This is a genomic window from Kocuria nitroreducens (genome assembly GCF_042879195.1).
In the GTDB taxonomy this organism is placed as follows: Bacteria; Actinomycetota; Actinomycetes; order Actinomycetales; family Micrococcaceae; genus Kocuria; species Kocuria nitroreducens.
In genome coordinates, this window is the sequence record NZ_JBHZTC010000034.1 from 1 (window position 1) to 20,359 (window position 20,359).

The 20,359-nt window shown below is 68.1% G+C and carries 20 protein-coding genes and 2 pseudogenes; 13 read left to right on the top strand and 9 right to left on the bottom strand.

The genetic code is table 11. The annotated features are described in order from the left end of the window. Both ACFYE1_RS16435 and ACFYE1_RS16440 read right to left on the bottom strand, forming a co-directional pair. A partial coding sequence (locus ACFYE1_RS16435; RefSeq protein ID WP_387745291.1) for a helix-turn-helix domain-containing protein occupies positions 1-545 on the bottom strand: 545 nt, incomplete at its 3' end. Between the two features lie 246 nt (positions 546-791). After that, complete coding sequence (locus ACFYE1_RS16440; protein WP_387745294.1) at positions 792-1,091, bottom strand: hypothetical protein; 300 nt, start codon at positions 1,089-1,091, stop codon at positions 792-794. Positions 1,092-1,360: 269 nt separating this feature from the next. Between ACFYE1_RS16440 and ACFYE1_RS16445 the strand changes: the two genes are divergently transcribed. After that, entirely contained in the window at positions 1,361-1,972 is a 612-nt protein-coding gene (locus ACFYE1_RS16445; RefSeq protein WP_387745297.1) for a DUF805 domain-containing protein, read from the top strand. Between the two features lie 92 nt (positions 1,973-2,064). Here ACFYE1_RS16445 and ACFYE1_RS16450 read toward each other — a convergent pair whose 3' ends face one another. Next, complete coding sequence (locus ACFYE1_RS16450; RefSeq protein ID WP_387745300.1) at positions 2,065-2,676, bottom strand: DUF1990 family protein; 612 nt, start codon at positions 2,674-2,676, stop codon at positions 2,065-2,067. Between the two features lie 152 nt (positions 2,677-2,828). Between ACFYE1_RS16450 and ACFYE1_RS16455 the strand changes: the two genes are divergently transcribed. From ACFYE1_RS16455 to ACFYE1_RS16495, 9 genes and pseudogenes are all read left to right on the top strand, one after another. Beyond that, the gene (locus ACFYE1_RS16455) at positions 2,829-3,161 is read left to right on the top strand and encodes an ArsR/SmtB family transcription factor (RefSeq protein WP_387745304.1); all 333 of its coding nucleotides are present in this window, start codon (positions 2,829-2,831) and stop codon (positions 3,159-3,161) included. Continuing rightward, positions 3,158-3,868, top strand: coding sequence for a cation transporter (locus ACFYE1_RS16460; protein ID WP_387745307.1), 711 nt, complete (start codon positions 3,158-3,160; stop codon positions 3,866-3,868). Before ACFYE1_RS16455 ends, ACFYE1_RS16460 begins: the two co-directional genes overlap by 4 nt. Positions 3,869-4,070: 202 nt before the next feature. Beyond that, positions 4,071-4,313: pseudogene (locus ACFYE1_RS16465) on the top strand (vitamin K epoxide reductase family protein); the annotation flags it as partial. A 290-nt stretch (positions 4,314-4,603) separates the two neighbouring features. After that, positions 4,604-5,620 (top strand): proline racemase family protein, encoded by a 1,017-nt coding sequence (locus tag ACFYE1_RS16470; RefSeq protein ID WP_387745310.1) that lies wholly within the window; start codon positions 4,604-4,606, stop codon positions 5,618-5,620. 332 nt (positions 5,621-5,952) lie between these two features. After that, positions 5,953-7,053, top strand: a complete 1,101-nt coding sequence (locus ACFYE1_RS16475; protein ID WP_387745313.1) for a mandelate racemase/muconate lactonizing enzyme family protein — start codon at positions 5,953-5,955, stop codon at positions 7,051-7,053. Positions 7,054-7,269: 216 nt separating this feature from the next. Beyond that, positions 7,270-7,506, top strand: coding sequence for a hypothetical protein (locus ACFYE1_RS16480; RefSeq protein WP_387745316.1), 237 nt, complete (start codon positions 7,270-7,272; stop codon positions 7,504-7,506). A 348-nt stretch (positions 7,507-7,854) separates the two neighbouring features. Further along, positions 7,855-8,739 carry a sugar phosphate isomerase/epimerase family protein gene (locus tag ACFYE1_RS16485; protein ID WP_387745319.1) on the top strand — a complete coding sequence of 295 codons (885 nt, stop codon included), beginning with the start codon at positions 7,855-7,857 and terminating at the stop codon, positions 8,737-8,739. Between the two features lie 725 nt (positions 8,740-9,464). After that, on the top strand, positions 9,465-9,887 hold the full coding sequence (locus ACFYE1_RS16490; protein WP_387745322.1) for a hypothetical protein: 423 nt from the start codon (positions 9,465-9,467) through the stop codon (positions 9,885-9,887). A 460-nt stretch (positions 9,888-10,347) separates the two neighbouring features. Continuing rightward, the gene (locus ACFYE1_RS16495) at positions 10,348-11,238 is read left to right on the top strand and encodes a dioxygenase family protein (protein WP_387745325.1); all 891 of its coding nucleotides are present in this window, start codon (positions 10,348-10,350) and stop codon (positions 11,236-11,238) included. 75 nt (positions 11,239-11,313) lie between these two features. Here the strand turns inward: ACFYE1_RS16495 and ACFYE1_RS16500 are convergent, their stop codons facing one another. Beyond that, complete coding sequence (locus ACFYE1_RS16500) at positions 11,314-11,946, bottom strand: dihydrofolate reductase family protein (RefSeq protein WP_387745328.1); 633 nt, start codon at positions 11,944-11,946, stop codon at positions 11,314-11,316. Between the two features lie 634 nt (positions 11,947-12,580). Here ACFYE1_RS16500 and ACFYE1_RS16505 point away from each other — a divergent pair. Continuing rightward, on the top strand, positions 12,581-13,810 hold the full coding sequence (locus tag ACFYE1_RS16505; RefSeq protein ID WP_387745331.1) for a heparan-alpha-glucosaminide N-acetyltransferase domain-containing protein: 1,230 nt from the start codon (positions 12,581-12,583) through the stop codon (positions 13,808-13,810). 350 nt (positions 13,811-14,160) lie between these two features. Further along, positions 14,161-15,390 carry a heparan-alpha-glucosaminide N-acetyltransferase domain-containing protein gene (locus ACFYE1_RS16510; RefSeq protein WP_387745334.1) on the top strand — a complete coding sequence of 410 codons (1,230 nt, stop codon included), beginning with the start codon at positions 14,161-14,163 and terminating at the stop codon, positions 15,388-15,390. Positions 15,391-15,518: 128 nt separating this feature from the next. Here ACFYE1_RS16510 and ACFYE1_RS16515 read toward each other — a convergent pair whose 3' ends face one another. The 3 genes from ACFYE1_RS16515 to ACFYE1_RS16525 form a co-directional block, all read right to left on the bottom strand. Then, positions 15,519-16,607, bottom strand: coding sequence for a sensor histidine kinase (locus ACFYE1_RS16515; protein WP_387745337.1), 1,089 nt, complete (start codon positions 16,605-16,607; stop codon positions 15,519-15,521). Positions 16,608-16,651: 44 nt separating this feature from the next. Further along, on the bottom strand, positions 16,652-17,365 hold the full coding sequence (locus tag ACFYE1_RS16520) for a response regulator (RefSeq protein ID WP_387745340.1): 714 nt from the start codon (positions 17,363-17,365) through the stop codon (positions 16,652-16,654). 571 nt (positions 17,366-17,936) lie between these two features. Then, the gene (locus ACFYE1_RS16525) at positions 17,937-18,149 is read right to left on the bottom strand and encodes a hypothetical protein (RefSeq protein ID WP_387745343.1); all 213 of its coding nucleotides are present in this window, start codon (positions 18,147-18,149) and stop codon (positions 17,937-17,939) included. A gap of 107 nt (positions 18,150-18,256) precedes the next feature. On the opposite strand from ACFYE1_RS16525, the pseudogene ACFYE1_RS16530 reads away from it, so the two are divergent. Beyond that, positions 18,257-18,480, top strand: a pseudogene (locus ACFYE1_RS16530) (transposase); the annotation flags it as partial. A 124-nt stretch (positions 18,481-18,604) separates the two neighbouring features. Here ACFYE1_RS16530 and ACFYE1_RS16535 read toward each other — a convergent pair. Continuing rightward, positions 18,605-19,051, bottom strand: coding sequence for an ester cyclase (locus ACFYE1_RS16535; protein ID WP_387745349.1), 447 nt, complete (start codon positions 19,049-19,051; stop codon positions 18,605-18,607). A 214-nt stretch (positions 19,052-19,265) separates the two neighbouring features. Next, entirely contained in the window at positions 19,266-19,664 is a 399-nt protein-coding gene (locus ACFYE1_RS16540; RefSeq protein ID WP_387745352.1) for a hypothetical protein, read from the bottom strand. Between the last annotated feature and the right edge of the window lie 695 nt (positions 19,665-20,359).

Here is a 20,359-nt window from a genome sequence, read left to right on the forward strand (position 1 = left end):
GGATCTGGGACTTCTCGTCCACGCACAGCACGATCGCGTTCTGAAGGCGGGGCCAGGTAGAGCCCGACCACGTCGAGGACCTTCGCCACCAGTTCCGGGTCGGTGGAGAACTTGAAGGTCCCCTCCCGCCACGGGGCCACACCGTACTCCCGCCAGGCCTTGGCCACCGTGGTGTGATCGATGCCCAGCCGTCCCGCCAGCAGGCGTGAGGACCAGTGCGTGACCCCGAGCTTCTTCGGTGGCGGTCTCAGCGTGGCGGCCACGATCGCGCGGTGGTCGATCCGCCGCGGACGGCCCGACCGGTCGTGGTCGACCAGTCCGGCGATGCCGGCCTGCCCGTAGCGGGCCCGCCAGGCGATCACGGTGTTGCGAGTCGTACCCACCTTCTGCGCGATCTCGGTGTTCGAGATGCCCTCGGCGGCCAGCAGCACGATCCGCGCCCGCTGCGCCAGCCCCGCGGGCACCGAAGTGGAGCGCCCGAGCCTCTGCAGCGTCTCCCGGTCGCCCTGGCGCAACAGCAGCGGGGCCGCAGGATGATTCGCCATAACCCATGATCCCACCCCGTCAAATGCTGAGGTACTTCAACCCCTCGGCACTAGTGCCACCCCAATGACACGCCGTTCGTCATGGATCCCCGTGAGCTCGTGGGCCCACCTTACCGGTTCGTGTGCTTTAGATAATGACAGGTGGTCTGGTAACGGCGTGGTCACTTTAGAGCACACCGCCCAACGACATGCGCGACCTGGGACGTTGCAGTGCAGGTTGGTGTTCTGGATGGTCCCCGCTAACTGTCACCACAGATTGCCGGGCATGAACGCCCAAGCAACGAAGAGGACAGAAGCTAACCCAGCGGCCGGGAGAGTCAGCATCGCGCAGGCGACCAGCCACCGCGGGGTGCCAGCCTTGTACCAAGTTTCGTCCTTGCGCCGGTACCACCCCAGCATCGCGGCCCATAGCAGCACGTAGATCGCTCCGACCACCGGGATGGCCACTTCACTGACGCTGGCAGTGTCGGTGAAGTACGTGCAGGTCCCGCAGTCCTTCAAGCAGTCCATGGAGCATGTTCCCATGCTGATAACGATCGTGAACACCGCAACCGGTCAGACTTTGTCCTACACACCCGAATGGTGCACTCGAGGTTACTGAAAGGGCTGGCGAGATGGGTTCAGGTGGGACAGGTCGAAGGCGCGCAGCACGCCGTCGCCCGCGGCCGTCGTGGTGTCGGTCGGGGTGCTCATGGCCTCCACGGGTGCGTCGGCGATCCGGGGCGCGACCAGTCGCCGCCGAAGTGGGGACCACCCGTAATGTGCATTTGCACATACGATGCGGCCAGACATTGATTCCATCCAGGAGAGCCGCGATGAGCCGTCAGGACCCGAATTATCCGCACCCCGAAGGTCGGGCCCAGCAGGGTCTGGATCAGCCGCCGGCCTACCGCAACGGCCAGCCGGGGCACTGGCAGGGTCAGCCCCAGTCCGGCAATGGCCAGCCGCAACAGGGGTACGGGTACCAGCAGGGGTACGGTCAGCCGCAGGCCGGCGCCTATGGCTACCACCAGCAGAACCTCCAGCACCGAGGCTCCCAACCCGGGGTGCCGGTCGGTTTCGGTGAGGCGGTCAAGCGCTTCTATGCCAAGTACGCCCAGTTCTCCGGCCGGGCCAGCCGCTCCGAGTACTGGTGGGTGGCCCTCTACCAGGGTGCAATCGCCCTGGTGCTGAGCGTGCTCATGGCCGCCGGTTCCGACGCCAATGGGAACCTCAGCGGCCTAGGGATGCTCGTGGCGGGTCTGCTCGTGATCTACGTGCTCAGCCACATCGTGCCCTCCGTTGGGATCGCCGTTCGGCGCTTGCACGATGCCAACTTCTCCGGCTGGTTCTACCTGCTGAGCTTGATCCCCTACGTGGGTGGTCTCGTGGTGCTGGTGTTCATGGTGTTGCCGTCCAAGCCGGAGGGCGCCCGGTTCGACCGGTGACCTGATTTTCCACGCGCTGCGGGCCGTCGACCCACCAGGGTCGGCGGCCCGCAGTCGTCTCCTCAGCGGCTCGAGGTAGGCAGTCTCTGTGCTCAGCGGCGATCTGAGGTCCGAGGACTACTGTTGGCGGCCCGGGGAGTCATCTCTTCGCAGGGGGCGCCCGGATGGGTTCCTGTGGCGCACGCTCGCCGGCGCTCGAAAGGGCGCTGCAGAGCGTGGAGATATCGGTGGGTGTATCGCTGCTGCAATCGGTGGCTGATCGGCGCAAGGACGCGGGACCACCACGTGCCCGGCCGGGAGAAGGCGGTGATGGTGAACACGACGGCGTCGTCCTCCCGCCATTCGACGCAGAACCTCTCCTCGCCCTGCTCCGGGTGGCCCTGCAGGGTTCCGTAGGCGAAGCCGCGCTGGCGTTCTTCCTCCACGACGTAGACAACTTGGCATCCGAAGGAGATCCGCAGCAGGTGCCATCCCAGGCGCAGGTGAACACGGCTGTCCTGCTCGATGCGGGGTGTGGTGGCCGCGACGGTCAGGCCGGCTGCTCGGTGCATCTGCCAGCTCATCAGGCGTTCCGCGGCGCGGCGGAACGTCGACTCACCGTGGCCGATGACCCGGTGGACCCTCAGATGGTTGTATCCGTCGGGCAACTGCCCGGCGGTGGCGCCGACCTCCGTGTAGGTCAGAGGGCGGTCGAGCAGAGTCATAGCGTTCACTATGCCAAAGGACCGCCTTGCATATGGCCGGTTAGCGGTCAGCGATCAACGGGAGTTCATGCATTTGCTATAGGTCTTGTGCGCCTGCATGCGCTCCGGGGCCATGCCCCTCACGGTACACAGTTTCGTGTACTGTAAATGGTGTGAACACGGTGACCCTCTCCCACGCCTCGGCGCTCTCCCGGCTGGGCCACGCCCTCTCCGACGGGACCCGCACCCGGATCCTGCTGTCCCTGCGGGAGGCCCCGGCCCGGCCTTCGGAGCTGGCCCAGACCATGGGGGTGTCCAAGCAGGTGATCTCCAACCAGCTGGCCTGCCTGCGCGGGTGCGGGCTGGTGGCCTCAACGGCCGAGGGGCGCAGCATCTGGTACTCCCTGGCCGACCCCCGCCTGGGAGCTGCTCTGGGCGATCTGCTGGAGCTGGTGGTCACGGTGGACCCGACCTGCTGCTCCCCGGAAGGATGCACCTGCGCATGACCTCCCTCACCCTGGGCCCCGAGCCCATCACCGCCGCTCGGCGGGCGATCCTGCACCGGAGGGTGCGCTGGATCGTGGCCGCCACGATCACCTACAACGTGCTGGAGGCGATCATCGCCCTGACCGCCGGCACCATCGCCTCCTCTTCCGCCCTGATCGGCTTCGGCCTGGACTCGATCGTGGAGGTCCTCTCGGCGGCGGCGGTGGCCTGGCAGTTCGCCGCTCCCGACCCCCACCACCGGGAGAAGATCGCGATGCGGATGATCGCGTTCTCCTTTTTCGGGCTGGCCGCCTTCGTCACCGTCGACGCGATCCGCGCCCTGCTCGGGGCCGCCGAGCCGGAGCACTCCCTGGTGGGGATCGTGCTGGCGGCGGTGAGCCTGGTGATCATGCCCTTCCTGTCCTGGTTCGAACGCCGCACCGGGCGAGAACTGGGTTCGGCCTCGGCGGTGGCCGATTCCAAGCAGACCCTGCTGTGCACCTACCTCTCCGGCGTCTTGCTCGTGGGGCTTCTCCTGAACAGCACCCTGGGCTGGTCCTGGGCCGACCCGATCGCCGCCCTGGTCATCGCCGCCGTCGCGCTCAAGGAAGGCTTGGAAGCCTGGCGCGGAGATGCCTGCTGCTCGCCGGTGGCCGTCCTGCTGAACGAGGACGGCGACGGTTGCGCCGACGGGTGCGGGGCCGGCTGCTCCTGCTGCGCCCACTGACCCCTCTCTCCGCATCTGACCGGCGCGGGCGTCTTCTGCCGTCCGCGCCGGCCCATGGACCCACACCACGTGCCCGAGCACAGAACGGACAGCTCGTGAGCACCACCTCCCCCACCAGCGGCCGGCGGAACTCCCCCACGGCCAAGCCCATCGTCCGGGCCCTCCTGGCCGCCGCCGTGGCCGTGGAAGCCGCCGCATCTGACTGTGGTCCCAGGCCTTGTTCGCGATCTGCATCCTGTGCCTGTACTGCATGATCGTCTGGGCGGCGAAGATCCCGCTGTCCGTCCTGCTCACCGTGCGCAATCTGGTCCACGGCGTCATCCCCGCCCCGGCCGGGCTGGTGCGTTTCGCCACCGAGTGGGCCTGGACGCTGGTGGCCATCGCCTACGTCGCGGTGGCCGCATCGGTGTTCTTCCGCTTCTTCACCGCCTTCACCGGCCTCTGACTCGACCCCGGGATGCTCGTCGACATGATCCCCGTCGTGCCCCCGGCCTCGGCTGGGTCTCCCGCGGACTGCTTCGCAGTGCGGGTTCCTGTGCGGGCTCCGATGATGACCATGATGCCAGGACGGTTCGGACAGAACGTCCTGGTCTCTGCAGAACAGCGCGTTCGTCAACTGATAGACCTCTAGGAGTAGGATCGGCGCCTCTCCTGATCTACCCCTCGGTGCCCGCGCGGCAGAGCAGGCAGCAGAGCAGGCAAGAGTCCAGAACACACAGTCACGAGAGGAACACCATGAACACCCCCATCCGGACCGCGGACTACCACACGGCCGGTGAGCCGTTCCGCATCGTCGAGACCATCCCCTTCGAGCTGACCGGCGAGTCGGTCGCTGAACGACGAGTGCACGCGATGACCGATGACGGCATCGACGGTCTGCGGCAGGTCCTGTGCCTGGAACCCCGCGGTCACGCCGACATGTACGGGGGCTTCATCACGCCTCCCGACGACGAGCACGCCGCCTTCGGGGTGCTGTTCTGGCACAAGGACGGGTTCTCCACCGCGTGCGGTCACGGCACCATTGCCCTGGGCGTGTGGGCTCTCCAGAACGGTCTGGTGGCACCGGATGTCTCGGGAACCACCGACGTGACCATCGATGTGCCCTCCGGCCGGGTCACTGCGCGGGTGCACACCGAGAACGACCGCCCCACCTCGGTCGATTTCATCAACGTTGCCAGCTATGTCCTGGCCGAGGACGTGCCCCTGTCCACCTCCCGGGGCGAGGTGACGGTGGACATCGGCTTCGGCGGAGCCATCTACGCCCAGGTCGATGCGGCTTCCCTGGGTCTGACGGTCACCCCTGAGAACATCACCGAACTCATCGCCATCGGACGCGAGATCAAGTGGGCTCTCAACGACAGCGCCCACGCCCAGCATCCGATCGACCCTCGGCTGAGCGGCGTCTACGGCACGATCGTCTACGAACGGCTCCCGGCCGAGGAGGAAGGTCAGGTCCACCAGCGCAACGTGACCATCTTCGCCGACGGCCAGGTGGACCGCTCTCCCTGCGGCTCCGGAACTGCGACCCGGGTCGCCACTCTGACCGCCAAGGGAGAACTGCCCGAAGGTGGGGTCCTCGTCCATGACTCGATCGTGGGTTCCCGTTTCACCGCACGCGTCGTGGACCGCCTGGAAGTCGGAGGGAGTCCCGCGGTGATCCCTCAGGTCGAAGGAATGGCCTACCGAACCGGTGAACACCGTTTCGAGGCGGACCCTCGAGACCCGCTCGTTCCCGGCTTCGTGCTGCGCTGAACGCCGCCACGACACGGATCGGGGGAGGAATGACGACCAAGCGGTTGAAGGTGGCCCGTGGACAGCAGAGCTCGAACCGGCTTCGTCTTCCCTGCAGGTCATAGGGCCGAGTTGCACGCCGGTTCCGTCACGGCAGGCACCTCGGCGGCGTCGCGATGACGGTTCCAGTATCCGACCCCGTGCGGACCGCGCGGGGCATCACCGTGGGGACAGCCGCCCACGCGTGCCTCATTCCCCACCGTCATCTGTGCCCGGTGACCTCCCCGGAGGACATACTGAAACCATCTTCAGGGATGTAATGCATTACCCCCTCAATTCGAGTCAGGAGAGTCATGCCCGTTACCCGCGTGGACCTGTATTCCTACGAGCTGAACTACGCCCATGGGGAGTACGTCATGTCCGGGGGGCGTGGGGCGAGGACGCAGTCCTCCACTGTGGTGCGTCTCACCACGGACACCGGTGCCCAGGGGTGGGGTGAGGTCGTGCCGTTGGGCGGGACCTATCTCCCGACCTTCGCCGACGGTGTGCGAGCTGCTCTTCGGGAGCTGGTCCCGTCCCTGATCGGTCTCGACCCCACGAACATCTCCTCCGTCCGCCGGGTCATGGACGATCTCCTCCTGGGCCAGGAGGCCGCCAAGAGCGTGGTGGACATCGCCTGCTGGGACCTGTTGGGGCAGATCACCGGCCAGCCGGTGGTCGCCCTGCTGGGGGGCGTGCTCAACGCTGACTTCCCGCTCTATGAGGCCGTCTCCCTGGACACCCCGGAGCGCATGGTGGCGTCTGTGCGCGAACGCTGCGAGGCGGGGATCAAGACCTTCCAGCTCAAGGTGGGCAACGACCCTCTCGAGGACGCCGCCCGGGTGCGCAGCGTGGTCGAAGCCCTGGGCGGGTCCGTACGGCTCCTCGCCGACGCCAACGGGGGCTGGGACATCGGGGAAGCGCTCGTGGCGGTGCGGGCGATGGAGGGCCTGCCGGTCTACATCGAGCAGCCCTGTCGTTCGATGGAGGACAACATCATCGTGTCCCGGAGCATGCGGTTGCCCCTCGTCCTCGACGAGTGCGTGGTCACCGTCGATGACCTGTATCGCGCCAAGTACGAGGCCGGGGCCATGGCCGTCAACATCAAGTTGAGCAGGGCCGGGGGACTCACCCGGGCTGCACTGCTGCGTGATGTGGCGCAGTCACTGGGATTGAAGGTGACCTTGGAGGACACCTGGGGAGGGGACCTGACCACCGCCGCGGTCAGTCACCTCGCCGCGAGCACCGCGCCGCAGAGTCTGTTCAATGTGTCGTTCATGAATGACTGGACCCAGGAGCACATCGGCGGTTACGAGCCCCGATCGGTGAACGGACGCGGCAGCGCTCCGTCCACGGCCGGCCTGGGCATCTGCGTGGACGAGAGCATGCTCAACCACCTGGCCACCTATAACTGAGGGCTGGGCGGACCACCGGATCGGTGAGCGGTGGATGCACGGCGTCCTGCTCGTGCGGTGCACCGGATGCCCCGAGCCGGACCTGTCATCACCGCAGGAGTTCAGGGCTGGTCACCGTCCCGGCTCAGAGCAGCCGACCCCGGCAGTGCAGAGCGTCCGCCACAGCGCGGGCCGAACGCACAGCGGCATGGTGTCGCCCGGCGTTCGACGTCCTCAATGCCCGATAGGGCTCCCGCGTGCGCGCTGTTCGACCGGCCCGACGTCCGCGTGCTCTCCGTCGAGCACAGCCCGGTGGCGACGACGCCGACGATCGAGACGGCCCCCGGCCCGGTGGAGCGCCCCGGCTGCGGGGTGGTCGCGGCTGTCCACGGGCGCCGGGAGCACCGTCTCCACGAGCGTGCGCGCATCCGGCACTCCGGTGCGACTGGTGTGGCGGAAGCGTCCTTCGCGTGAAGGCGGAGCGCGAGCTGCTTGTACCGGCGACTGGGATGACCATGGTCGGCCTGCAATGCGCGCTTCGCGTTCGAGCTCGCTGCTGCGGTCCCGGTCATCGGTGATGCGTCCGGAGCGGATCCCCTCGTGGGTCTCGGCCTGCTTGACCCCGGTGCGCAGCGCCCCGGGATGCACATCCAGCTGCTCACCGATCCGGCGGTACGAGCCCGTGCCTGTCTCGGAGACCTTCCTTGCGTCGATCGCCAGCCGAGCAGCGCAAATACCCGGCTTGACGTTGACCGTTCAGTGCACTCTAATTCTCACAGTCCTATTGTCAGGACAAAGTTGTCGACCCGAAGGAGTCATACCATGACCAAGCTCTCGATGAACGTCACCACGACGTTCTACGGCAACGTCGTGAACGACATCGCCGTGGCGAAGGCCGCAGGGTACGGCGGCATCGAGCTGCAGAGCCCGAAGCTGTACCGCTACCTCGACGCGGGGTACTCCGTCGAGTCGCTGCTGCCGCTCCTCGAGGATCTCGAGGTCACCGGGCTCGGCGCGGTGCTCGACCTCGAGCGCCAGGGCGACGGCCGCGCCGACTTCCTGGCCGAAGTGACGCGGATGGCGGGCATCGCCGAGGTGCTGGGCGCTCCGATCCTGCAGCTGTGCACCGGACCCGTCGACTGGAACGTCGTCAAGGACTTCAAGGCCGGGAAGCTCGCCGCCGCGGATCTCCGCTACCGCGGGACGCTCGGACTGACCGAGGACGAGGCGCTGGATGCCGCCGCGTCCAACGTGCGGGAGGCCGCCGACATCGCGGCAGGCCACGGCCTCGACCTCTACCTCGAGCCGCTCGCCTGGTCGAACCTCAACCGGCACCGCCATTCGCTCGAGATCATCGAACGCGCCCGTCGTGACAACGTCGGCATCGCCCTGGACACCTGGCACTACTGGACCACCGGCGACACGCTCGAGGAGGTCGCCGCGACTCCGAAGGAGCTCATCAAGGCCGTGCACATCTCCGACGGACTCGACCTCGACCGCGCGAACGACGTCGCCGATCAGAGTGTGCACCGCAACGTCGTCATCGGCGGCGGCGCGATCCCGCTGCAACAGTGGATCGACGCGATCAAGTCGACCGGCTACGACGGCTGGTGGGTGTCGGAGATGTTCAGCGACAAGGCCAACGAGCACGACTTCCTGAAGGTCGCGACGACCATGCGGAACCTGCTCGACATCATGGTCTCCTGAGGGCCGGGGGCATGCCACGATTCGCCCTCCTCGGCGCCGGGTCCATCGATGCCGTACACGCCCCGAGCCACATGGCCGACCTCGGCGTCGTCTTCCGCCACGACCCTGCCCGCGCCGACGCCTTCGCCTGATCGCACGGCGGGCAGGCGGCGTGCGCGATCGACGAGGTCTTCGGTGCGGCGGAGGTGGAGGCGGTCCTCATCGTGTCCTCCGCGTACGTGGAAAAGCGGCCCTGCGTACTTGAGCGTGGTGACTGATCGGTCCGATCGGGGCGGTTCCCGCCAGCGGCACGCTCAACCTGTAAGCACGACATCCTCGTCACAGTACGAAAAGCTGCATCGCCGGGATCCTGAAGCTGCGGGTCGCGGTGCACCTGTTCCGCTACGGCTCCATCGCCTACTCCCACAAACTCAACCTCCGCACCGCTCGGGATCGAGGCGCCGCCTCGACCGGAGAATGACCACGCTGGACCACGACCGGGTCCTCGACGATCCATGCTGTAGCACACCTTCGGTCGGCGAGCGACCGGAGGGCGCCGCGAACACCTCAACCTCGGTCACGCAGTGCTCGGACGCCCTGACCAGCGTCCGACCGGAACCGAGCGGTTCCCAAAGCTGGACGCCCCCGGTCAGATCCGTGCAGGGACGCTAGTGTGCCGACCACGTTCCCCACTGCGATATGTCAGGGTGATCGGATCACGGGCCACCCCATCAGGCGGGAGTGACATGCATAATCGACGGCTCTACGCACTGATCTTCATCGCACTGATGCTCGCTGTGGGTCATCACCTCGATCACATCATCCGCGGCAACCACGTCGGCTGGCCGCTCACGGCGCAGGTGAACGCGTTCACCTTCAGCCTGATCATCTACCCGCTGATCCTGACCGGACTGGCGCTCTCCCGCGCGGGGGTCATCGGTCCCGGGACCTGGGTCTTCCTCTCCGGCGGTGGGGCGATCTTCCTGACCGTCATCCACTTCGGGCCCTGGGCTGTCGAGCCACCGATCGACATCATCGGTCTCTACGACCCACCGTTGATCGGCTGGCTCGCCTTCGGATGGTTGCTGGCGCTCATCGCAGTCCTGATCGCCTCAACGATCTACGAGGTGCGCCTCTGGTTTCAGCACCGTTCCGTCATGCATGACTGACAACCACCCGATCGCGCCGTAGTTGTTGCAGTAGGGGATATTCATGGCACACGTCCGCGGGCGGTCCCACTCATGGGGCCGTGTGGAGAGGGCGCGCCTGTGGCGTTCTGCTGCCCGAGGCGGTTCCGGCTCCACGGTGTCGATCGCGGACTGATGTGGCACACCGACGACGGGATGCAGGTTTCGTACGAGGACACCGGCACGGTCCTGGTCCTCGACCGGCGGGTCACTGTCCCACTGATTGGCTTTGCCACCGTGGTGTCGCGGTAGGTGGTGCCGACTTGTGCCTGTCGTCGCGCGGTCTGGGCCCCGTCGTGGCGGTGTAGTCCTGGGTCTGCACGGTGACAGGGCTTCGGGAACACCCGAAATCCGGAAGGCCTGCGACAAGGCCTGGCTCAGCACCGGCGTAGCTTGTTTGCTTACCGTTCTCAGCAGTCACCCCCCTACTGATGGAGAACCGATGGATCCGCACCCCCAGCACGAGACGATGCTTACCTACCAAGGGCGCTGCCAGCCCCGCCCGGAGGAAGAGGTGGTGGATCAGGGGCTGGGCTTTGACATTGGCACGCTGGTGAGCCGGCGGCGGGGGCTGGGTCTCTTCGGCATGGGCGCCGCTACGGTCGGCCTCGCCGCGTGTGGAGCGACCACCGGCGCTACCTCCGGCTCGAGTTCTTCCGCCTCGCCCTCGGCCACCGCGTCGGCCTTGTCCTCGCCGTCGGCCACGGCTGTGGTGAACGAGGAGATCCCGGACGAGACGGCCGGGCCCTACCTCGGGGACGGTTCCAACGGCCCGGATGTGCTCGAGCAGAGCGGGATCGTGCGCAACGATTTCCGTTCCAGTTTCGGGGACTCCAGCGGGACCGTCGAGGGCATGCCCATGACGCTGGAGCTGACCATCGCTGACCTGGCCAACGGCGGGGTGCCGTTCGCGGGGGTGGCCGTCTATGTGTGGCACTGCGACCGGGAGGGCCGGTACTCGATGTACTCCGAGGGGGTCACCGACCGGAATTATCTGCGCGGGGTGCAGATCGCCGACGACGACGGGAAAGCGCGTTTCACCAGCAACTTCCCGGCCTGCTACACCGGCCGGTGGCCGCACATCCACTTCGAGGTCTATCCCGACCAGGCTTCCATCACCGGCTCCACCACCGCGATCGCCACCTCCCGGGTGAACCCGGCCCAGATGGAGCTGGAGGTCCAGCGCGAGGGGAGCACCGACTCGACGGCCGAGCGGAGGACCGCCGGCAATGAGCTTGGTGGGCGGCGCCGAGGACATGGGGATGTCGAGGGCCACCTTGTACCGGTGGATCCGGGAGTGGCCCATGCGGGGCATCTGCGCGGATGCCGTTGAGGTGGTCGTGGACGGCGCATCGTCCAACCGGGACCATGGGGGAGCGGCAGCTGCCGGACTTCCGTCCGAGGCGGTTCAGGAGCTCGTTCTCGTGAAGGTCAGGTGGGTCACTCCAGTGGGTGAGGAGGTGGCCTCGACCTGGTAGTCCTCTTCCAGACCCTCGAGTCCTTCCCAGAGGCGCACGCCACGGCCCAGCAGGATCGGGACCACCACCAGGTGCAGGTGATCGATGAGCCCGGCCGCGAGGAAGTCGCGGACCATGGTGGGGCCTCCGCCGATGCGCACATCCTGGCCCTCCGCGGCCTGGCGCGCCGTCTCGAGCGCCTCCGCAGGTGAGGCGTCGATGAAGTGGAACGTGGTGTCGCCCTCCATCTCGATCGATGGGCGCGGTCGGTGGGTCAGGACGAAGACGGGTGTGTGGAACGGTGGGTTGGGACCCCACCAACCCTTCCACCCGGGGTCCTCGTGCCATCCGGGATAGCCGAACTTCCCTGCTCCCATGATCTCGGCGCCGATGTCCACACCGTGCTGCTGGGCGAAAGCGTCGTCCACGCCACTGCTGCCGCCGGGTTCCCACCACCGGGTGGCGATCATCCATTCGTGCAACCTCTGTCCGGCGTGGCCGAAGGGGGCGTCCTGGCTCAGACCCTCACCGGTGCCGAAGCCGTCGAGCGAGATGGAGAAGCTGTGGACGCGGGCCCGTGACATGGCGGGTGTTCCTCCGATCTTGGCGACTCAGTCCTCTGACGATGATGACTGTTCAGCGCCGTCGGGGAAAGAGGCACCTCTCCCGAGGCCCTGCGTCGCCGTCGGCCCGGAGCTGTTGCACTTCGGATACGCCGCCGTGGACCTGGTGCACGGACGGCGACCTCTGAACCGGCGTACCCGCAGAGCAGGCGAGACGGATGCGGCAGATGTTCCCGGTGAGGATCGGCAGGAGGCCCGCAAGGGAACTTTCACACATGGCACGGTCAGCGGCCGAGTCGACACCGCTGCTTTGCGGTGCCGCGGTCAAGGTTCCTGTGCGGTCCTGCGGGTTCCTCGAGCGTGCCGCCGAGAGCCGTGGTCATGTCGTCGACTGTTCCCGCGCGTAGGGAAGCAACCGGGCTCCTCGTGGGAGTGGGGTTGCGTCCATGACGAGAGAGCGCCCCGCCACATCTGCTCGGTGTTCGTCCGTCGTCGACCGGCTCTCGGGAGTTGATGGAATCTTGAGGATCGCTCAACCGGCCCGCAAGGTGCAGCAGAGACCTTGAGCGCAGGATGGTCCCTGGGTGGGACCTCGAGCACGGCTCGGGTCTGGACCTTGGGGGTGTCGGGGCGGGCCTGGGAGGTCGGGGGAGTCATGAGTTGGACGTCCAGGACGGAAGGGTCCGCTCTGGCGGGCGCCACGAGCGGTGCCCGCAGGTCCTCGAGCTGGTGGGCGGGCATCGACGCGGCCCGCGGCTTGGCGCTGATCGGGCTGATGTGGGCGCAGATCCTGCCCGACGGTGACGACCGGACCCAGGTACCGACCTGGCCGTATCTGCTCCTCTCGGGGAATGCGGCCGCGCTGTTCGCCCTGCTGGCCGGGGTGGGGCTGGCGCTGAGTTCCGGGGGGCGGTTCCCGCACACCGGCAGGTGGCTGGCCGCCGATCGGGTGGGGGTGGCCGTGCGGGCGGTGCTGATCGCCGTGGTGGGTCTGGGGATCGGGGCGCTGATGCCCGAGGATGCCCCGGCGGACAACATCTTGATCTACTACGGGGCGTTCCTCGTGCTGGCGATCCCGTTCCTGCACCTGTCCGCGACGGCGTTGTTCGTCTGCGCGGCGGTCTGCTGGATCGTGGGTCCGCTGCTGGTGCAGGTCATGATGGATGTCCTCCCCGCATACAGCTCCTCCAACCCGACGTTCGCCGACGTGGTGGACGAGCCTGCGGGAACGATCTCCCGGCTGTTGCTGACCGGCACTTACCCGGCCCTGCGGTACATGACCTATCTGCTGGTCGGGCTGGGTCTGGGGCGGGTGCACCTGCGCGACACGAGGATCCAGGTCCGCCTGCTGGGGGTGGGAGCGGGACTGGTGATCTGCGCCCACACCATCTCCTGCTTCGTGCTCTACGCCTTCGGCGGATATGACCGGTTGCTGAGGACCGGGGGGATGAGCGAGGGCCAGGTGGGGGAGGTGCTGGTGTGGAGGCCGGAGTCGCTGCCCACCGACACCGCTGGGTGGCTGGTGAGCACTGCTCCGCACACCCATCCCGTGTTGGCGATCGCTGCCGACCTGGGCGTGGCAGTGCTGGTGCTGGGGCTCTTCCTGCTGGTCTCCAAGGAGTTCGGGGCTTGGTTGCTGCCGCTGTCGGCCATGGGGGCGATGACCCTGACCTTGTACACCGCCCACCTGGTGGCGTTGTCCTCCGAGGTCCACTACGACCTGCCCCACGCCTGGTTCATCATCCATCTGGGGACGGCGGCCTGGTTCGCCGTCGGCTGGCAACGAGCACTCGGCCAGGGTCCGCTGGAGCGGGTTCTCAGCACCAGCGTGAAAGCCACCCGCCGCACCGTACTGCACCGGCTCTGCCGGCTCCACCGGAAGTGAGCACCAGTGGGGACCGGCCCTCACCAGCCGTGCCCGCCGATGCTGGGGTCGGAGTCAGCCCGCACGCGGCAAACCCTGGTAGCCCAGAAGAGTCTTCTGCGGCCAGCGTGATGTCCGCCAGGGTTCCCGGGGACTCCGAGGACCTGTGGGCCGAGGGTCGGTGAGGACTCACCGGCTGCGCAACCCCGTCGGGATTGTGACGGAATCTTGAGGACCCCGAGAGGTCGCCGCCAGAGGTGACCGACACCCTGGAAGTAGATCGGCCCCGGATGTCCCGGGGCCACGAACGCGGCCGCACCTGCCGCACACAGGACCGGCCCCTGAGAGGGCCGGCTCGATCAGGGGGAGTCATGAGCGCCATGCCACGGGCGGGGAAGACCGATCCAGAGGGACCGGACGACGCCGTCGTGCGGCCGGCGCGCCGGCTGGTCGGCATCGACTCGGCCCGTGGGCTGGCACTGATCGGGCTGATATCGGTGCACATCCTGCCCGGTTCCGACGATGCGACCGACGAACCGACCTGGTCGTACCTGATCTTCTCGGGGGATTCAGCGGCGCTGTTCGCCCTGCTGGCCGGGGTCGGGCTGGCGCTGACCTCCGGTGGGCGTCACCCGCACGAAGGCGCGACGATGACCGCCGACCGGATCGGACTGGCCGTGCGGGCGGTGCTGATCGCGATCGTGGGGCTGTTGATCGGGGCGCTGATGCCCGCAGACGCCCCGGCGGACAACATCTTGATCTACTACGGGGTCTTCTTCCTGCTGGCTGTTCCGTTCCTGCACGCGGGCCCGAAGGTGCTCTTCGGCTGCGCGGCGGTCTTCTGGCTCATGGGGCCGCTCCTGATGCAGGGCCTGACAGGCGTGCTCCCCGACTGGAGTTCGTCCAACCCCACGTTCGCCGACGTGGTGAGTGAGCCGGCAGGGACGATCTCCCAACTGCTGCTGACCGGCTCTTATCCGGCCTTGCCGTACATGACCTATCTGCTGGTGGGGATGGGATTGGGCCGGCTGAACCTGCGCAAGTGCGAGTTCCAGGTCCGGCTGCTGGTCGTCGGCATCGGGGTGGCGATCTTCGCCCGGGTCACCTCCTACTTCCTGCTCTACGCCCTCGGCGGGTACCAGCGGCTCTTGGATGCCTCCTCGCTGGGGCAGGAGGAGCTGGCCGAGGCCCTGATCTGGGGCCCGGACTCGCTGCTCTCCGAGTCGGTGTGGTGGCTGGCGATCGCCACCCCGCACACCAACACCCCGCTGGCGATCGCGGCCAGCCTGGGCGTGGGCCTGGCGGTGCTCGGGGCGCTCCTGCTGATCGCCCGCACGGTCGAGGCCTGGTTGCTGCCGCTGGCGGCGATGGGCGCGATGACCTTGAGCCTGTACACCGCCCACCTGATGGCCCTGTCCTTCGAGGTCCACTACGACGAGCCCTACCTGTGGTACGTCGTCCAGTTGGTGGTCGCGGCACTGTTCGCGGTGGCCTGGCAGCGGGCCCTGGGCCAGGGGCCGTTGGAGCGGGTGATCGGGCGCAGCGTGAAGGGCGCTCGCCGGCTCGCCCTCAACGGGACCCCCGGGACCCCGGACCGGTAGGCGCCACTGCACCCGACCGCCGTTCAGGGGCCGTGCCCGCTTCCAGGCCTCCACAATGCTGGTGGCAGCCTCGGCTTCTCCTCGTTCCCCGGATCCTTGGCCCGGATGTCATCAGCCTTCTGACGGGCTCAGTCGGTGAGTCGATGACGGGGCAGGTGGATCCGGAAGCTGGCGCCGCGGCCGGGGCCGTCACTGGTGGCCTCCAATGTTCCGCCGTGGGCCTCGACGAGGGCCTTGCTGATCGCCAGTCCCAGCCCCGAGCCGCCGCGGTGGGCCTCTCGGCCGGTGGGGGCGCGGTAGAAGCGTTCGAAGACGTGCGGGAGGTGCTCGGCACTGATGCCTTCCCCGGAATCGGTGACGGTGTAGGCGACCGCCTCTGGGGTGTAGTCGGTGTGCAGGGTGATGGTGCCCCCGGGCGGGGTGTGACGCAACGCGTTCTCCAGCAGGTTGCTCAGCACTTGGCCCATCCGCTCCAGATCCAGCGGCACCGAGGTGATCTTCGTGCCGGTGCTCAGCGAGGTGATCGACACGCCCTTGCTGAGGGCGTCGGTCTCGATGGCGGCAACCGCCTGGGCCGCCAGGTGCTGGGGGTCCTGGGGGGTGAGCTGCAGCCGGGTCATGCCTTCTTCGGCGGCGGTGAGCTGGCGGATGTCCCGCGCCAGGCGTTCCAGGCGGGTGATCTGGGCGGAGAGGATTCCGGTGGTCCGCTCGTCCAGGGGTACGACCCCGTCCTCGATACCCTCCAGGTGGCCTTTGAGGCTGGCCAGCGGGGTGCGCATCTCGTGCGCCAGGTCGGCCAGCATCTGGCGTCGGGTGGCGTCCACCGCGCTGAGCTTGGCGGCCATTTCGTTGAAGGAGCCGGCCAGGGAGTCGAACTCCGGGCCCAGTCCCGTGGAGGTGACGCGTACGTCGAAGTTGCCCGCGGCCACTTCTTCGGCGGCGGTGGTGAAGGAGGCCAGGGAGCGTCCGACGGTGCGGTAGAGATAAGAGCTGAGCAGCCCGGCAGCGTAGAGGGCCGGCAGCCCGCCGATGGCCAAGGCCGTGAGACTCACCGAGCGGAAGGCGTCCTCCAGGTGGCTCAGCCCGTCGGCCTCATCAGCGTGACCGGCCTCGATGAGCTCGTGGTAGAACATGGACGGCCCGACCAGCACGGCGGTGATCACCACGATGATCAAGCCGATCAGCAGCACCGCGGTCTGCGCCAACATCAACCGCATGGTCAACGGACTCCAGGACCGGTTCCGGGCCGGAGCAGTGGTGTTCATCGCCCGGTGCCCATCCGGTAGCCGACCCCGCGGATGGTGTGGATGAACCTCGGGCTGGCGGCCTCGTCGCCGAGCTTCTTGCGGATCCGCCCGATGTGCACATCCACCAGGTGCGCGTCCCCGGTCCAGGCGGTGTCCCAGACCATCTCCACCAGCTGCCGGCGCGAGAGCACCAGGTGCGGGTGGGCCGCCAGGGCGGCCAGCAGATCGAACTCGATGCGCGTCAGCACCACCGCGACCCCGGCCAGGTGAACCTCACGGGCGGCCTGGTCCACCACCAGGTCCCCGATCACCAGCCCCTGCCTTGCCGGTGCTGAAGTGGGTGCGGGGCGGACGCGGGCCCGGCGCAGCATGGCCTGGACCCGGGCCACGAGCTCGCGCGGGCTGAACGGTTTCGTCACGTAGTCGTCGGCTCCCACCGACAGGCCCACGATCTTGTCGATCTCGTCGTCGCGGGCGGTGAGCATCAGTACGTGGCAGTCGGAGAAGGTCCGCACCTGACGGCACACCTCGATCCCATCGATCCCGGGCAGCCCCAGGTCCAGCACCAGCACGTCCGGGGCGAAGTCCCGCACCGCGGCCACCGCTTCGGTACCGTCGTGGCGCACCGCGACCTCCAACCCGGCCTTGCGCACATAGCCTGCGACCAGTTGCGCCAGATCGACCTCGTCGTCGACCACCAGAACACGCCCGGTGAGCGGATCCGTCATCTGTCCTCCCTGTACTGATCGCAGTGCGGTGAACGCTGTGGTGTGAGCCTCGGTGACTCGGGGGCCGCGTCGCCCGTGTCGGGACCGGAGGTGTGCGCGGCTTGGTCGTGGGTGGGTTCGGCCGGCATCCGCGGCGTGACCGCGGCCGACTCCAGCAGGTCCGGGTTCAAGGTGACCGGGTGCACCCAGGACGGTGCCGCAGAGGCCGGTGCGCGAGTCTCAGGTGCGGTGCTCACGAGACCCATCCTCTCCCACCAGTCGCTGAGGCCGCCCGCAGCACGAAGACCACCGGGTAGATCTGCCACATCCTGCTGATGAACGGCAGCCACAAAGCCATTGCTGCCCGGACCGGATCAGCTCCGATCAGCAATGGTCTCGCCGAGAGCTTGGCCACCGGGGCGTTGATCACCGGGGCGATCCTGACGTGGGCGGTCATCTTGGGGGGGATGGCCGGCGGAGCCCGAAGACGGGCCAGCAGGTGCGGGGCAGATGCCCGAGTTCCAGTCCGGCCAAGGCCGGCAACACGCCCAGCGCGCAGTGGTGGCACCCCACCCCGGGGAACAGCGGCGGCTCAGAGGAAGCGGGCGGTCACCATCAGGGCCATTGCGGCCGTGGTCAGCGCGACGGGCCCGAAGAAGCCGAGCACCGTGGTGTACGGGGCCCGGATCCGTCCGCCGGTCGTGGTCGGCCGCTTGCGGCGGACGGCCTTGGTCAGGGCCGGCCACAGGGCCGCTGCCAGCAGCAGGGCAGTGCTGAGCAGGATGAGTTCCAGATCCAGGGGCACGATGTCGATTCTAGGTTTCGACGCCGGCCGGCTTTGACCGTTCTGGGGCCCGTGCGGCGGCTCCCGTGGTGGGGTTCCTCACATCCGTCACGCCGATCACCCTGCTCGCCTCGCCGAAGCACTGGGACGAGCTCGCCCGGGGTCTGAAACCTGCTCTCACCGCCCCGACCGCGGCTGCCGCCGAGGCCGCCTTGGCGGCGGTGAAGGAGAAGTGGGGCGCCCCGTGCCCGGCGATCAGCCGCCCGTGGCGCGGGGCGTGGGCCGAGTTCGTGCCGTTCTTGGACGACGACGTGGGATCCGCGGGGTGATCTGCTCGGCCAACGCGATCGAGTAGCTCCAGTGGAGGCGCCCTTCCGCTCCACCGGCTGCTCGGGCCACCACGGCCGGCCGTGGTCGGTGCGGGCGGCGACCCACTCCCGGACGCCTGACGCACGGGTCCGGCTCCGGAGGTGCGTTCATCGTCGATGCTCTCCGTCGCCGAGCTGGCGCCGGATGTCGTCCACGTCGTAGTAGCGGTGTTCCTCCACGATCTCGCCCTCGGGCCCGAACCGGCAGAACAACGCCACCGTGAACCGCAACCGGCGCCCGGTGGGCGGACGCGTCCCGGTGGCCAGGACCAGCGGCCCGGCGTGCACCCCGGAGATCGTCACCTGCGCCGCTGCACAGTCCTGGCCGACGACGACGCGGCTCAACTCCCCGCTCACATCGGGCAGCGCGATCATGAAGGCCCGGGCGTCGTCCTGGACGGGTTTGCGCCCCCGTAGCGGCTGCCGGTAGGCGGGGTGGACGACACAGGTGTCCTCCCCGTAGAGGGCGGCCACGCCCACGGCGTCGTGGGCGTTGAAGGACGCCGCCCACTGGGTGATCACTTCTCGGTGCTCTTCCGCTTCTGAGGTACTCACAGTGCGTGTTCCTCTCCTGAGGTGCTGCCCGGCGCGGGGTGCTCTCCCAGAGTAGGAGGCCGCGGACGGGGCCCCCAGCACCTCACCCGATGTTCCCCGGACCGACGTCTGCGGGACATGTCGAGCAGACGTCGTGACGTCCAGAAGAAGGTTCTTCCGGCGCCGCGGCAGTCGAGGACGGGGGTGCACCACCTGGCAGAGCCCTCAGTGAGGGTCAGTGCGTCCGGCTCAGGTCCAGGTAGTGCTCCCCGGTGCAGCGTTCGGTGCGCAAGAGCTTCTCCAACGGTCCCTCGTAGGTGCTCAGGGCCCGGCGGAACAGTTCGGCCACACTGTGGGGACCCACGCCGATCTGTACCCCGAAGGGACCGTGTGCCTGCGCGGGGGCGACCACGACGCTGTCAGGATCGAGTCCGATCGCGTGGCCGTCGGGATCCAGTAGCTCGCCGATGAAGTATTCGTGGGTGAGCTGATCGGCGTAGACGGTCAGGCGCACAGCCTGTGGGTGGTGGTGGTGCAGATGGTCCATGAGGAGCCCGAGCAGCTTCTTGGCGTAGGTGCGTTTGGCCTTGAGCAGTTTGATCTCGGCGGCGGTCAGGACGGATTCAGCGCTCATCGGGTCACCTCAAGAGGCAGGAGACGGGGGCGGCGACCAGGGTGAAGGTCCGGCGGGGCTGACGGGATCGTCGTGGGCGTACCGCTGCCGAAGGTTGTCGGCTGCTTCTCCAGCGCCGACACCGTTGGTGGCTCCGGTGCGGGCCGCGGACGCCGTGCGGCACATGCGGGGCTGGAGGTCACCGGTGCCCGGCCACGGTCCCAGGCCTCCACGCGGTCTCGTGGGCGCACCGGCTCGAGGTCTTGGACGCCGCGCACCCCGGCATGTGCATCGCTCTCAGTCATGGCATGCCTCCCACCGGTTGGCGCCAACAACGCATCCAGCATGCCCGGGGAAGATGAGCGTCAGGCATCCAGCGGGTGGCTGGTGGATGCACGTGGTCGTGCCTCCGCATTGCCCGTGACCAGCGCCCGCGATGGCTCTACACCGCCGTCCAGGTGTCCCGAGCAGGTGTTGCCGGAAGATCGACGGCCGCGGCAGCTCTCCGCGGAACAATCGTCCACGACCTTGCGGCCCACCTTGAACACGCGCGACGGCCGCGCTGTCACGCGCACGGGGTGGCCGGCATGAAGCATCTCACCGACAGGAAATCCCGCCGGGGTGCGATGCGGGCGGGCTCAGTCTCCGACGGCCTCGCGGCCGCGGGCCACAATCAATGGGTCGGGCGGGTGGACCACCTCCGGGTCCTTGTCCTC